Source organism: Leeuwenhoekiella sp. A16, from assembly GCF_047946675.1.
In the GTDB taxonomy this organism is placed as follows: domain Bacteria; phylum Bacteroidota; class Bacteroidia; order Flavobacteriales; family Flavobacteriaceae; genus Leeuwenhoekiella.
Map to the genome: position 1 here is coordinate 1,230,794 of NZ_CP172313.1, position 13,356 is coordinate 1,244,149.

The 13,356-nt window shown below is 38.2% G+C and carries 11 protein-coding genes and 1 riboswitch; of the genes, 3 read left to right on the forward strand and 8 right to left on the reverse strand.

Annotated features, from left to right (window positions below; translation table 11 throughout):
* Positions 1–8: 8 nt before the first annotated feature.
* From ACH3O9_RS05255 to ACH3O9_RS05270, 4 genes are all read right to left on the reverse strand, one after another.
* Positions 9–1,100, reverse strand: a complete 1,092-nt coding sequence (locus ACH3O9_RS05255; RefSeq protein ID WP_416444987.1) for an acyloxyacyl hydrolase — start codon at positions 1,098–1,100, stop codon at positions 9–11.
* A gap of 112 nt (positions 1,101–1,212) precedes the next feature.
* Positions 1,213–2,166 (reverse strand): methylenetetrahydrofolate reductase [NAD(P)H], encoded by a 954-nt coding sequence (gene metF / locus ACH3O9_RS05260; protein WP_416444989.1) that lies wholly within the window; start codon positions 2,164–2,166, stop codon positions 1,213–1,215.
* Between the two features lie 88 nt (positions 2,167–2,254).
* Positions 2,255–5,350, reverse strand: a complete 3,096-nt coding sequence (locus tag ACH3O9_RS05265; protein ID WP_416444991.1) for a vitamin B12 dependent-methionine synthase activation domain-containing protein — start codon at positions 5,348–5,350, stop codon at positions 2,255–2,257.
* Between the two features lie 44 nt (positions 5,351–5,394).
* On the reverse strand, positions 5,395–6,396 hold the full coding sequence (locus ACH3O9_RS05270; protein WP_416444993.1) for a homocysteine S-methyltransferase family protein: 1,002 nt from the start codon (positions 6,394–6,396) through the stop codon (positions 5,395–5,397).
* A gap of 137 nt (positions 6,397–6,533) precedes the next feature.
* A riboswitch (SAM riboswitch) is annotated at positions 6,534–6,634 on the reverse strand.
* A gap of 236 nt (positions 6,635–6,870) precedes the next feature.
* Here ACH3O9_RS05270 and ACH3O9_RS05275 point away from each other — a divergent pair.
* From ACH3O9_RS05275 to ACH3O9_RS05285, 3 genes are read left to right on the forward strand one after another with little or no spacing between them, the layout of a single operon-like run.
* The gene (locus tag ACH3O9_RS05275; RefSeq protein WP_416444995.1) at positions 6,871–7,467 is read left to right on the forward strand and encodes a carboxymuconolactone decarboxylase family protein; all 597 of its coding nucleotides are present in this window, start codon (positions 6,871–6,873) and stop codon (positions 7,465–7,467) included.
* A 19-nt stretch (positions 7,468–7,486) separates the two neighbouring features.
* Positions 7,487–8,329: a hypothetical protein gene (locus tag ACH3O9_RS05280; RefSeq protein ID WP_416444997.1), complete on the forward strand. Its 843-nt coding sequence runs from the start codon at positions 7,487–7,489 to the stop codon at positions 8,327–8,329.
* The gene (locus ACH3O9_RS05285; protein ID WP_416444999.1) at positions 8,329–8,730 is read left to right on the forward strand and encodes a response regulator; all 402 of its coding nucleotides are present in this window, start codon (positions 8,329–8,331) and stop codon (positions 8,728–8,730) included. Before ACH3O9_RS05280 ends, ACH3O9_RS05285 begins: the two co-directional genes overlap by 1 nt.
* 89 nt (positions 8,731–8,819) lie before the next feature.
* Here the strand turns inward: ACH3O9_RS05285 and ACH3O9_RS05290 are convergent, their stop codons facing one another.
* From ACH3O9_RS05290 to ACH3O9_RS05305, 4 genes are read right to left on the reverse strand one after another with little or no spacing between them, the layout of a single operon-like run.
* Positions 8,820–9,872, reverse strand: a complete 1,053-nt coding sequence (locus ACH3O9_RS05290) for an NAD(P)/FAD-dependent oxidoreductase (protein ID WP_416445001.1) — start codon at positions 9,870–9,872, stop codon at positions 8,820–8,822.
* A gap of 43 nt (positions 9,873–9,915) precedes the next feature.
* Positions 9,916–10,500 (reverse strand): precorrin-2 dehydrogenase/sirohydrochlorin ferrochelatase family protein, encoded by a 585-nt coding sequence (locus ACH3O9_RS05295; protein WP_416445003.1) that lies wholly within the window; start codon positions 10,498–10,500, stop codon positions 9,916–9,918.
* Positions 10,494–11,264 (reverse strand): uroporphyrinogen-III C-methyltransferase, encoded by a 771-nt coding sequence (gene cobA / locus ACH3O9_RS05300; RefSeq protein ID WP_416445005.1) that lies wholly within the window; start codon positions 11,262–11,264, stop codon positions 10,494–10,496. The genes ACH3O9_RS05295 and cobA overlap by 7 nt, the downstream gene beginning before the upstream one ends.
* Positions 11,254–13,350 (reverse strand): nitrite reductase, encoded by a 2,097-nt coding sequence (locus tag ACH3O9_RS05305; protein ID WP_416445007.1) that lies wholly within the window; start codon positions 13,348–13,350, stop codon positions 11,254–11,256. Before ACH3O9_RS05305 ends, cobA begins: the two co-directional genes overlap by 11 nt.
* Between the last annotated feature and the right edge of the window lie 6 nt (positions 13,351–13,356).

Consider the following 13,356-nt stretch of genomic DNA (forward strand, 5'->3'; position numbering starts at 1 on the left):
TAAGGGAATTAAAACCGCCAACCCAAACTAAACTCTACGCATTCTGCTTTCGCGGCATGGGCTTTCACGGTAACGGCACCAAAAATGTGCTCTCCAAAATATCTTTTTAGCCCAACTCGTTCATATATTCTACCTTCAAAATTGTATGGATAGTAAACGTAGTAGCCAAATTGTGATACCAGCGCTACTTTGTTGAAACGTAATTCATGACCAACGAAAAGCCCTACTCTTTTATAATCCTCATCTCCGCTCACTCCAAAACTTGGGAAAGCAATAGACTCATACACAATCTGGTCTTTTAAAAATTTAGACAAGAACAGATCTGCCCCGGCTTGTAATATGCTTTTATGACTGATTCTCTTATCTGCAAAAGCTGAAAAAACATAGAACACACGCTGACCTAAACCTATATAATCGCTTTCATTCACACCACTGCGAAAAGCCAGATTTAGTTTAACGGGCTCGCTATATTTTGTTTTATTTTCGGGAATAAAGGCAGGAAAATCGGTCTTTTCTACCTGATAATTAACCCCGATATTGAAAGCCAAAGTATTTGTGCTTGAGTTAGGGGCTTTAACATTTGCATTAGAATAATGAATAACAGAAATCCCGGCTTGTATTCCTAAATTATCCAGAATATTGGCTTTTTTGTAATTCAGCATAACATAGGTAGAACTCAATAACCTGCTCCCATAAGCATTATTGCGGTAATTGTTATCCAGATCAAAAGGATTGCTGGCAACGGCAATACCCTGTCCTACTCGCGCCATTAAATTCCGGTTTAAGAAATAAAAATTAAAGTGGCCGTAAAGTCCAAAATTCTCCCCCAGACTTCGATTTTTTAGATCCTGATACGTAAAAGAAAAACCCCAATCAGGATAATTGTATCGTGCCTCCCAATCATTAAAACCATAGGTGCGCCTGTTGTAGCTTAAAATAACACCTGTAGGATGTCCTGTGATAAGATGTGCCAAGTCTTTATTATGCTGAAGAATTGTACCATAAAAATAACTGGCGTCAATACTATACGGCTTCTCTTCTGCTTCCTGCGCAAACAAGGAACATGTAAATAATAAAATGAATAGGAATTTTAATTTCATCAGGGGCAGTTGCCGCAAAATTAATCAAAAACCTCGAAGAAAGCCTTCGAGGCAATATTTAGAAATTACAGTTGAATTCGGTTTGACTTTTATAGATTAGCCGCAGGTGCGATTAAAAAAGTTGAGATGCTATAGCCTCAATATTATCACTCTTTCCCATCGAGTAGTAATGTAATACCGGCACACCATATTCCATTAACTCTTTAGATTGCTGTATTGCCCACTCTACACCCACTTGCCTAACAGCTTTATTGTCTTTACAATCTTCTACTGCATCTATAAGATCCTGAGGCAGATCTATTTTAAACACCTGAGGAAGTAATTGCATATGTCTTTGTACTGCAAGAGGTTTAATACCCGGTATAATAGGAATAGTTATACCTTCTTTACGTGCCATTTCTACAAAATGAAAATACTTATCATTGTCAAAAAACATCTGAGTAACAACATAATCTGCACCCGCCTCAACTTTTTCTTTTAAGCGTTTTAGATCGCTCTTTAAAGACGGTGCCTCAAGATGTTTCTCAGGATAGCCCGCAACCCCTATGCAAAAGTCTGAACAGTTTCTGGTCTCTACCACATTGTTAAGATATTTACCCTGATTCATAGCATGAATCTGCTCAACAAGTCCGCATGCAAAGTCATGCCCCCCATGAGTGGCTTCAAAATATTGTTGTTCTTTCATCGCATCACCGCGCAAAGCCATTACATTATCAATACCTAAATAATGACAGTCTACCAGCAAATATTCTGTCTCCTCTTTAGTAAACCCACCGCACAGAACATGCGGCACAGTGTCTACATTGTATTTATGTTTTATTGAGGCACAAATACCCAGCGTACCCGGGCGCATACGCGTTATTTTTTTATCTAAAAGACCATCTTTCTCAATATAAATATATTCTTCGCGCGAAGTAGTAACATCAATAAATGGAGGTTTAAATTGCATTAAAGGATCTATATTGTCATAAAGCTCCTGTATGCTTGTGCCCTTTTTAGGCGGGATTATTTCAAATGAAAACAAGGTTTTACCATTTGCTTTCTCAATATGTTCTGTTACTTTCATGCTATAAAAGCCGTGGCCTTTTAAAATTTATCTTTTTCAAACTGAGTATATTTTCGCTTAAAGCGAAACAAACCAATTGACTACTCTATTAATCATCTGCAATATTAGGGTTTAACCACTTTTCTGCGGTTAGCAAATCTATATTTTTGCGCAAGGCGAAATCTTCTACCTGATCCATTTTTATTTTGCCTACCCCAAAATATCTGGCTTCAGGATTAGCAAAATAATACCCGGAAACCGATGCTGCGGGCCACATCGCCAGACTATCTGTGAGTTCTACACCTATATTTTCTTTCACTTTAAGTAAATCCCAGATCGTGAGTTTCTCAAGATGATCAGGACAGGCCGGGTAACCGGGTGCAGGGCGAATACCTTTGTAGGTCTCTTTAATAAGATCTTCATTAGTAAGATCTTCATCACTTGCATAACCCCAGTAATTGGTACGAATTTCTTTGTGCAAATATTCGGCAAAAGCTTCTGCAAAACGGTCTGCAAGCGCCTTTATCATAATGCTGTTATAGTCATCATGATCGGCTTCAAACTTTTTAGCAAGCTCTTGTGTACCAAAACCAGTACTTACACAAAAACAACCTATATAATCTGTTTTTCCGGTTTCTTTAGGAGCAATAAAATCTGACAAAGCAATATTAGGCCTGCCCACGGCTTTTTTACTTTGCTGCCTTAATGTTCTGAAAATAAACTTTTCATCATTTCTATTTTCTTCATCTTTTAGCAATACCTCGATATCATCATCATTGATGGTATTTGCCTCAAAAAGACCAAAAATCGCCTTTCCCGTCAATAATTTTTCGTCAAGAACGCGCTTTAGTAATTCTTTTGCATCGTCAAAAAGTTCGCGTGCTTGTGCTCCCACAACATCATCTGTAAGAATGTCTGGATATTTACCATGCAGATCCCAACTTCTAAAAAATGGAGACCAGTCAATAAATTCAACCAACTTATTAAAGTCAATATCATTTATCACCTCAATACCTGAAAAATTCGGTTTAAAAGGCTGAAAATCGGTCCAGTTAAGTTTCCATTTGTTTTCGCGCGCCTCCTCAATCTTCAGGTATTCTTTCTTTTTACCGCGTTTTAAAAACTTCTCTCTAAAGTCTGCATAATCTACCTTCACACGGTCTTTATAAGCTGTCGCCGAAGCCGGATTTAACAAGTCACCCACTACGGTTACAGCGCGCGAGGCATCATTTACATGTACGACTGCATTCTCATATTCCGGATCAATTTTTACAGCGGTATGCGCTTTACTTGTTGTCGCGCCACCTATTAATAAAGGAACTGTAAAATCCTGACGTTTCATTTCTTTAGCCAGAAACACCATCTCATCAAGCGACGGAGTGATAAGTCCGCTTAATCCAATAATTTCAACATTATGTTCTTTCGCGGCAGCTATAATCTTTTCTGGCGGCACCATAACGCCTAGATCTACAATCTCATAGTTATTACAAGCGAGAACAACACTCACAATATTTTTACCAATATCATGCACATCGCCTTTCACGGTTGCCATTAATATTTTGCCAGCCCCCCCCGCCCCCGAAGGGGGAGCTTCATTCAATTTTTCTAAAATTTCTTCGAGAACTTTATCAGTTTGCTCAAAAATCTCCTCGTTTTTAAAACGGATTACATGGTAACCCATTTCCTCAAGCCATGCAGTTCGCTCTTCATCACTCTTCTTATGGTCTGGAAGTTCATGAATAAGACCATCAACCTCAACAATAAGATTTTTTTTAAGACAAATAAAATCGGCTATATAAGATCCTATTATATGTTGTCTTCTAAATTTATAACCATCCAGTTTTTTTCCGCTTAAGTGATTCCAAAGAATATTTTCTGCTTCAGTAGGTTGGTTCCGCATTTCCTTAACATGCTCTTTCATTAATCCATAAAGCATAGGATCTGCCGTCTGCCAGTACTGCTCCCCCTTTGGGGGTTGGGGGGCTTTTTTGGACTCCTCTATGTACGGAAGGAGATAAGCAACAGCTTTTTTCATCACCCTAGCCGACTTTACCACCTGCGGAAGAAACATTTTACCACTACCAAAAAGATCACCTACGATGTTCATCCCCGTCATTAAATGACCTTCTATAACTTCAATAGGTTTAGCAGATGCAAGACGAGCTTCTTCAATATCTTCAAGAATATATTGATCTATACCTTTTACCAGCGCCCTTGTAATTCTATTTTGTAACGGCTCTTCTCTCCAGGAAAGATCAACCACTTTCTCTTTAGACGAACCTTTTACGGTTTCGGCAAGATCGAGTAAACGTTCTGTAGCATCATCTCTTCGGTCTAGTATAACATCTTCTACGTGATCAAGCAGGTCTTTTGGGATATCGTCGTAAATCTCAAGCATCGCAGGATTTACTATCCCAATATTCATCCCGGCTTTTATAGCGTGATACAAAAACACCGAATGCATCGCCTCACGCACTTTATCGTTTCCACGAAAACTAAAAGATACGTTACTCACACCACCACTTACACTTGCGTATGGAAGATTTTTTCGCACCCAGCGCGTCGCTTCAATAAAATCGATCGCATTTCTGCGGTGCTCATCCATCCCGGTAGCAACAGGAAATATATTTAAGTCAAAAATGATATCCTCTGGCGGGAATTTGACCTGATTTACCAAAATATCGTAGCTGCGCTGTGTTATTTCGACTCTTCTTTCAAAGTTATCTGCCTGGCCTACTTCATCAAAAGCCATGACAATTACTGCCGCACCGTATCTTTTAATACGTTTTGCGTGATCTATAAATTCCTTTTCCCCTTCTTTTAAGCTTATAGAATTCACAACGCATTTACCCTGTACTACCTGCAGACCCGCCTCAATGATCTCCCATTTAGAACTGTCTATCATTATGGGCACACGCGATATATCTGGTTCTGCTGCAATGAGATTTAAAAACCTAACCATTGCCTCTTTACCATCTATAAGACCATCGTCCATATTAATGTCTATGATCTGTGCGCCTCCTTCTACCTGATGTCGTGCAACAGCAAGAGCTTCATCAAATTTTTCTTCTTTTATCAGGCGCAAGAACATACGAGATCCTGCTACGTTGGTGCGTTCTCCTACATTTACAAAATTGCTTTCAGGAGTTATTACCAGGGGCTCTAGTCCTGAAAGTTTAAGATATCTGGGTTGTAAATCGTTCATTATATAAGTAACCTTTCTGCTTTTTATGCTTTTTTACCCGATTTTTATACTGCTACAGCTAGTTTTCTGGGCTTGTAATTCTTGCTTAATTCTGCTATTGCATTTATATGCTCTGGTGTAGTACCACAACAGCCACCTATAATATTTATAAGATTGCGATCAAGGTATGTTTTGATCTGTGCTGCCATCTCACTCGGACTCTCGTCATACTCACCAAAAGCATTTGGTAAACCTGCGTTGGGATATGCAGAAATTGCACATGTTGCGCGCGAAGCAACGACCTCGAGGTACGGAGTTAATTGGTCTGCGCCTAAGGCACAGTTAAAGCCAACAGATAACAGTGGCAGATGGTCTATAGATATTAAGAAAGCTTCTGCTGTTTGACCAGACAAAGTACGTCCTGAAGCATCTGTTATTGTACCGCTTACCATTACCGGTATTTCTATACCGCGCTCCTCTTTTATTTCTTCTATCGCAAACAAGGCCGCTTTCGCGTTAAGCGTATCAAAAATGGTTTCTACCAGCAAAATATCTGCCCCACCGTCAAGTAAAGCTTCTCCCTGTTGTTTGTATGCTTTTCTTAGTTCTTCAAAAGTTATAGCGCGATAACCGGGATCATTAACGTCTGGCGACATGCTGGCGGTCTTATTAGTTGGCCCCATAGCACCGGCAACAAATCTGGGTTTGTGCGGTTCTGCCGCAGTAAACTCATCTGCTACTTGTCTGGCTATCTTTGCCGATTCATAATTCAACTCAGTCACCAGATCTTCCATCCCATAATCTGCCATCGCGATAGTGGTACCAGAAAATGTATTAGTCTCTACAATGTCTGCGCCTGCTGCAAAATACTTGCGGTGTACGTCTGCAATTGCGGTGGGCTGCGTTAAAGACAACAGGTCATTATTACCTTGCAATGGCAATTGCCAGTCTTTAAAACGGTCTCCTCTAAAATCTTCTTCTGTAAACTTATAGCGCTGTAACATAGTACCCATTGCCCCGTCAAGGATAAGGATACGCTCGCTCATTGCTTTTTCTAATTTACTCATGTCTCGTTATATTTTATTGTAAGCAGCAGCACAGATATGCGCTTAATATTTGAATGAAATAAACTGCCTGCAAAGGTAGTGCAGGTATGTATAAATTTATCAAGTAAGATGAGAAGTATAAGCCGTTTCAGCTTGTAACGTTATCTATCCAAATAAATGGTAGAATGTAGCACCTTCTTAACAGGTAAGGGTTGCTAAGGCTTCACCGGGTCTCTCCCTCTGCCTTTCTTGATAACAAATTTCAATAAATAGCTGAACTTTCTAAAAAACAAATATTGTAAAACAACAATTACAAAACCAAATAAAAGCTCGGGAATTTCTCAAAAAACATCCCATGGCACCAGAAAATCGATTAAAAACATTAAAAAATCGTTAAAAATTATATTTAACAAAGAAAATACAGTGCTTATCTTACAAGCAGTTAGTTTTTTCATAAAAAATCTGCTATGTTTACACCCCAAATATATTTAACCTATGCAAGATTCTACTATTACATCAAATCCCTCAACGTCAAGATTTAAGATTGTTTCTTACGATGAGGCTTCACCACGAGTTCAGGAAATCTATAACGATACTAAAAAGACACTTCAAATTCCTTTTGTTCTCAACTGGTTTAAATGTCAGGGTAATAACGCCACTTTACTTCAGGGTAACTGGGCAAAGCTTAAATCTACCCTTATGATGGGAGATGTCCCTAACGTTTTAAAACAGTTGATTATCTATAATGTATCCCGCGAGAAAGGTTGTAACTATTGCGCACAGGCACATGGCATCTTTGCAGATAGCATGAGCCAGATGATTAATGATAATGAAAGCTTTAGGGTAACTGAAGATCTTGACTCAAGCTTGATACCAGAAAGCTACAGAACTGCTATTAAAGTTGTAACAAAAGCGGCTTTACGCCCGGCTCAAATTACAGATGAAGATTTTAATCTGTTAGAAGAAGCCGGTTTTGATCAAGAGGAAGTTCAGGAACTAATGGCTCAGGCTGATCTTGTGAATATGTTGAATACTATTGCAGATATCTCTGGTATCAAGATAGATAACGAACTTTTAGAAGCTAAAGCCTAGTTTAAGGCTCTATCTATTCTTGGACTCTTCAGCAAAATACCGCATCACCTATGAGGCTTTCTCCAAGTTCTCTGGAAATTTGAGCAAAGCGAAAGATGTTAATGAACTGGCGGCAATAGTAAGTAAAAATCTCAAATATCTATTTGATTATAGATTATTCAGAATAATATTTCTAACTGAAAAAAAGGTAAAGATTTTCACTTTTAAAACGGGTAAATTCTGGATCGCTAATTACAAGAAAGACCTATTTTCTTTTGAAAATAAACTTCTTAGTGATAAAATTCCATTCAGCACCTATTTTGAAGATTGTCGTTTTGATGAGTTTATAGATTGCTCTCAAATGAAGAACCCACAATTATGGGGCTGGTTTTATCAATATAATTCAGCTCAGGTATGCGCGTCTGTAGTAACAGATGAAATAAGGCTTTTTGATCAAAGTGATGTCGAGATTCTCAATCTGCTGGTAGATAGTTTCACAACTAAATATTTGCAAATAAGGCTTCAGGAAGAACTGAACGCTAAAAATAAGAATCTTGAAAAAGCAATTTTGATCATTGAAAATAAAAATGAAGAGATTAGAAAAATAAACAGTAATCAGAAAGACATTATCGACCTGAGAACTCAGGAAATAAGAGGTAAAAACAATAAACTACTAGAGATCTCCAGACTTAACGCACATAACGTTAGAGAGCCCTTAAGCAGAATATTGGGATTACTTGAGATATCTGAATTTTACAGTCCGGAACAGTTGCAGGAAGAAGTATTACAATACCTCAAAGAATCTGCACTTGAACTTGATGAAACGCTTAAAAGTGTAATTGAGATGAGTTCTGGGGAAATTGATAAACTCTCTGTTTCATAATGACAGCACCTATAGACACTAAAGAATTGAAGATATTTCTTGTAGATGATCAAAAGATCACAAATTTTATTAATAAGAAAATTATAGACATTGCGGGAGTTTCAAAGTTTGTATATGATTTTATAGATCCTAAGGAGGCGCTTGATAAATTAGAAGAAAATCAACCCAACCTTATTCTATTAGATCTTAATATGCCAGACATTGATGGCTGGGGATTTCTTGACCGTATGGAAGAAAAAAACACTGATGCCAAAGTGGTTATTGTCACTTCTAGTACAAGCCCATTTGATGTTGAGAAAGCTAAAAATTACAATCGCGTGATTCAATATATAACTAAACCTTTGAATAAAGATATTCTCATAGGTTTTGTAAATCAATATAAAAAGAGATATTTCATATAGCTCAAATTGAATAACTAATAACAAAAGAAAGTCCGCCTTTGAGAGCGGACTTTCTTATTTATAAACACTAACTTAAAAAATAACTTTTCTTATTCTATAGACTGTACCACTGCTTTCTCTGCCTCTTTACGAGAACCATCAAAACCATCTATACCAGAAACCGTAGTATATTTAAGCACATATCTCTTACCTGGGTTTATACGTTGGTAAGCAGACTGACACATCATCGTAGCTTCATGGAAACCACATAAGATCAGTTTCAATTTACCAGGATATGTATTCACATCTCCTATTGCGTAAATACCAGGAATATTGGTTTGATAATCTAATGAATTATCAACTTTAATTGCATTTTTCTCGATCTCTAATCCCCATTCTGAAATAGGTCCTAATTTAGGTGAAAGTCCAAATAATGGAATGAACTCATCTGCTTCAAGGATATATTGTTCATCGCCTTGTTTTACAGAAACACCTGTGACGTACTCAGCACCCTCAAGACCAACAACTTCTGCTGGAGTAATAAGGTTGATCTTGCCAAGAAGTTTTAATTCACGTACCTTCTCTACTGAATCAAGAGCTCCTCTAAACTCATTTCTTCTATGAATCAAGGTCACTTCTTCTGCGATATCTGCTAAGAAAATACTCCAGTCTAAAGCAGAATCACCACCACCGGCAATTACTACTTTTTTACCACGGTAAACTTCAGGATCCTTAATCATGTAAGAAACACCCTTATCCTCATATTTATGAATGTTAGGAATAGGTGGTTTACGAGGCTCAAAACTCCCCAGACCTCCAGCGATAGCCACTACAGGCGCATGGTGTTTTGTTCCTTTATTTGTGGTAACAATAAAAGTACCATCGTCTAATTTCTCAATAGTTTCTGCACGTTCTCCTAAGGTAAAACCAGGCTGAAACTGTTTCCCCTGCTCAATAAGATTATTCACAAGATCTCCTGCTAAAACTTCCGGGAAACCAGGAATATCATAGATAGGTTTTTTAGGATAAATCTCAGAACATTGCCCGCCAGGCTGTGCTAAAGCGTCAATAAGGTGACATTTTAGTTTTAATAAACCGGCTTCAAATACAGTAAATAAACCTGTGGGACCCGCCCCTATTATTAGAATATCTGTTTTAATCATTTTTTCACTCTTTTAGCGGGTTTTAGACCCATTTTATGCATATTTATTTTGAAACAAGACCTTTAGTAAATTCATTCAGCTTTTCAACTTTTTCTTCAAAATCACCTTTTATAGTCTTGCGGTATTCATTTAAATTTTTAACTAATTCGTCAATATCTTCCGGAATTACATCTTCAAAAAATTGACGTAAGCGTTTTGCTGTAGTTGGCGATTGCGCATTAGTTGAGATTGCGATTTTTACATGACCTTTAGTTACAATCCCGCCCATGTAGAAATCACAAAGATCAGTAACATCAGCAATATTTGCTAAAATGTAACGCTTACGAGCTCCTTTGTAAACACGTCTGTTAACTTTCTCACTATCTGTTGTAGCGATTACGATGTGCTTATTTTTTAACATAGATGGCTTGTATTTTTTCTTCACCATCTTGATGTTGAACTTATTTGCCAAAGCAATCGTTTCCTCTCTAAAGAAAGGCGCTGCCATTTCTACATTAGCATCAGGACTAGATTTTAGTAAGAAAGTAAGTTTCTCTAAAGCCACATTCCCGCCACCCACAATGAGTATATTAAGACTGCGTACTTTTAAAAAAACCGGATATAATGTATTACGCTCTTCTCCTACCATGTCTGCTGATTTTCGGCATAATTTGCCTGATATTTGAGCAAATCCTCCCGATTTTTAACCACTTCTCCTATCACTATAATGGCCGGGTTTGATAACTCATTTTCAGCAACTATGCTTTCAATAGTCTCAATCGTGCCAATACCTATTTTTTCTTCTGCCGTAGTACCACTTTGAATAATGGCTACAGGCATATTTTGTTTTCCGTTCTCACTAAAAATAGCAACTATCTCTGCTAGTTTGCTCATTCCCATAAGAATCACAACTGTGGCAGTAGATTGTGCAGCAACAGCAACGTCTTTTGAAATTTTATGCTCTTTAGTGGTACCTGTAATTACCCAAAAACTTTCTGAACTTCCTCTTTTTGTAAGCGGAATATTCTGAGAAGCGGGCACAGCAAGCGACGATGAAATCCCGGGAACCATAGCAACTTCAATACCTTGTTGAGCTGCAAATTCCATTTCCTCAGCACCGCGACCAAAAATAAAAGGGTCTCCTCCTTTTAGTCGAACCACATGCCCATGAGATTTTGCCCTGCTTACAATAAGCTCATTTATCTGCTCTTGTTGATACGCATAACAACCCTTTCGTTTACCTACAAAAATCTGCTCTGCATGAGGCGCATAATCTAATAAAACAGGATTAACCAGTGCATCATATAATACAACATCTGCACTTTCTAAAGCCTTAATACCTTTTAACGTGAACAACTCCGGGTCACCGGGCCCGGCGCCTACAATTGTTAGTCTGGGATTTTTAGTTTGCATGAGCCAATTGGTTTTTGCGATACGTGTCTACACGATCGAAGAATGCGTTAGCTTCGGCTAGATACGCTTCCGCGAAAGCTGCCGTAGGTTCGTTCTCCTTTATTTGGTATACAAGTTCGGAAAAAGATTTCCCGGAAACAACTTCACTATTTTCGCCAAAGGCATTATCAAATTCTGCAATAATATTTGCTTGTGTATTGGTTTTCACATCTTCAGCAAGCAATAATGCTTTTGCGCCGTTAACTAAACCAGCGTAAGTATGATAAATACTATCGGCCCATTTTTTCTCTTCAAAAGCTTCAATAGACATGCCCAATTTATCTTTCGCTTCAAGCAAAAGTGTTTGTACAAGATCTATTACAACACCGGCACATTCGCCCACGCCAACTTCCTGTACATATTTCTCATTATTACCCCAATCTATAAAATCAGACTCCACAAGATCATCTGTAGAAGAAAGAGGTTTTAGAATTTCGTAGAAATATTTCTGCCCTTTATCATCATAATAATCAAGAAAAGCAGCTCCGTTAGCATTTTCTTTATAATCGTCTAAAATAGTGCGCAAAGCTTGTGGCCCACGTTTACTGGGAATTTTGATCACTTTGTCAGAAAATCTTCCCTGACCGTTACCTAAAACTCCGCCACCAAGTAAAACCTGCAATGCGGGTGCAACCAATTTTTCAGGAGTACGAATAGACATTCCCTGAAAACCGATGTGCGACATATTATGTTGCCCACAGGCATTCATACAGCCACTTATCTTAATTGTAAGCTCTTTATTATTTATATACTCAGGATATTCTTCATGAAGAACACCTTCAAGAACATCTGCGATACCAGTACTGCTAGCAATACCAAGATTACAGGTATCTGTTCCCGGGCAAGCCGTAATATCTGCAGTTGTATTGTAACCGGGATTTGCAAAACCGTGTTTTTGTAATTCTGTAAAGAAAAACGGTAAAGCTTCTTCGCGAATATCTCTAAGCAAAATATTTTGTCTTAGTGTAAGACGCAATTCATTAGAAGCATATTTCTTGATCAAACCGGCTAAAAATCGGGCTTTTTGGGTCGAAAAGTCGCCTAATCTCACCTTTAATCCGATAGCGTAAAGTCCTTTTTGTTTTTGTTCAAAAACGTTGGTACGCTTCCAGGCATCATACGCTGTTTGATTAGTGATCTCAACTTGTGGAATCACAGCATCACTGAAAACAACAGGTTTTTCAAAATCTGAAGTGTCAATTTCATAAGTATGATAAGAAAGTGCTTTTTGCTCTTCTTCTACCATTGCCATAAAAGCATCCTTCCCTATATCTTTTATAAGGAATTTCATTCTGGCTTTTAATCTACGAGAGCGCTCACCATGTCTGTCAAACATACGTAATACACCTTCTACAGTAGGGATCAATTTATTTACCGGCAAAAATTCATACAACAAATCTGCCTGGCGAGGTTGTGAACCTAAACCGCCACCCAGCATTACCTGAAAGCCTTTTTCACCATCTTTAATCTTAGGAATAAAACCTAAATCGTGCATAAAAGCAAGAGCTGTATCTTCATCTGTAGAAGAAAACGAAATTTTAAATTTCCTTCCCATTTCCTGACAGATAGGATTTCTTAAAAAGAACTGAAAAACAGCATGCGCATAAGGCGAAACATCAAAAACTTCATTGGCATCAATACCAGCCGTCTCGCTGGCTGTTACATTTCGCACCGTGTTACCACAAGCTTCACGCAGAGTAACATCATCTTTCTCAAGTTCTGCCCACAATTCCGGAGCGCGATCTAGACTTACATAATGTATTTGTATATCCTGTCTTGTGGTTATATGCAATTTACCTGTAGAATATTCATCTGCCACATCTGCAATACGCACAAGTTGCTCTCCTTTTACTTTACCGTAAGGGAGTTTTATACGTATCATCTGCACACCTTCCTGCCGCTGCCCGTAAACACCGCGCGCTAAACGCAGACTACGAAAACGCTCTTCATCAATCTTTCCCTCTTTAAAAAGACGAATCTTTTTTTCCAGCTCTATAATATCGCGTTCTACGACAGGATTCTCTATTTCGGTTCTAAAACTTTGCATGGCTTG

Coding starts and splice junctions, on each gene's coding strand:
- ACH3O9_RS05255 (WP_416444987.1), bottom strand. CDS start 1,100: ATGAAATTAAAATTCCTATTCATTTTATTATTTACATGTTCCTTGTTT.
- metF (WP_416444989.1), bottom strand. CDS start 2,166: ATGAAAGTAACAGAACATATTGAGAAAGCAAATGGTAAAACCTTGTTT.
- ACH3O9_RS05265 (WP_416444991.1), bottom strand. CDS start 5,350: ATGAACGATTTACAACCCAGATATCTTAAACTTTCAGGACTAGAGCCC.
- ACH3O9_RS05270 (WP_416444993.1), bottom strand. CDS start 6,396: ATGAGTAAATTAGAAAAAGCAATGAGCGAGCGTATCCTTATCCTTGAC.
- ACH3O9_RS05275 (WP_416444995.1), top strand. CDS start 6,871: ATGCAAGATTCTACTATTACATCAAATCCCTCAACGTCAAGATTTAAG.
- ACH3O9_RS05285 (WP_416444999.1), top strand. CDS start 8,329: ATGACAGCACCTATAGACACTAAAGAATTGAAGATATTTCTTGTAGAT.
- ACH3O9_RS05290 (WP_416445001.1), bottom strand. CDS start 9,872: ATGATTAAAACAGATATTCTAATAATAGGGGCGGGTCCCACAGGTTTA.
- ACH3O9_RS05295 (WP_416445003.1), bottom strand. CDS start 10,500: ATGGTAGGAGAAGAGCGTAATACATTATATCCGGTTTTTTTAAAAGTA.
- cobA (WP_416445005.1), bottom strand. CDS start 11,264: ATGCAAACTAAAAATCCCAGACTAACAATTGTAGGCGCCGGGCCCGGT.
- ACH3O9_RS05305 (WP_416445007.1), bottom strand. CDS start 13,350: ATGCAAAGTTTTAGAACCGAAATAGAGAATCCTGTCGTAGAACGCGAT.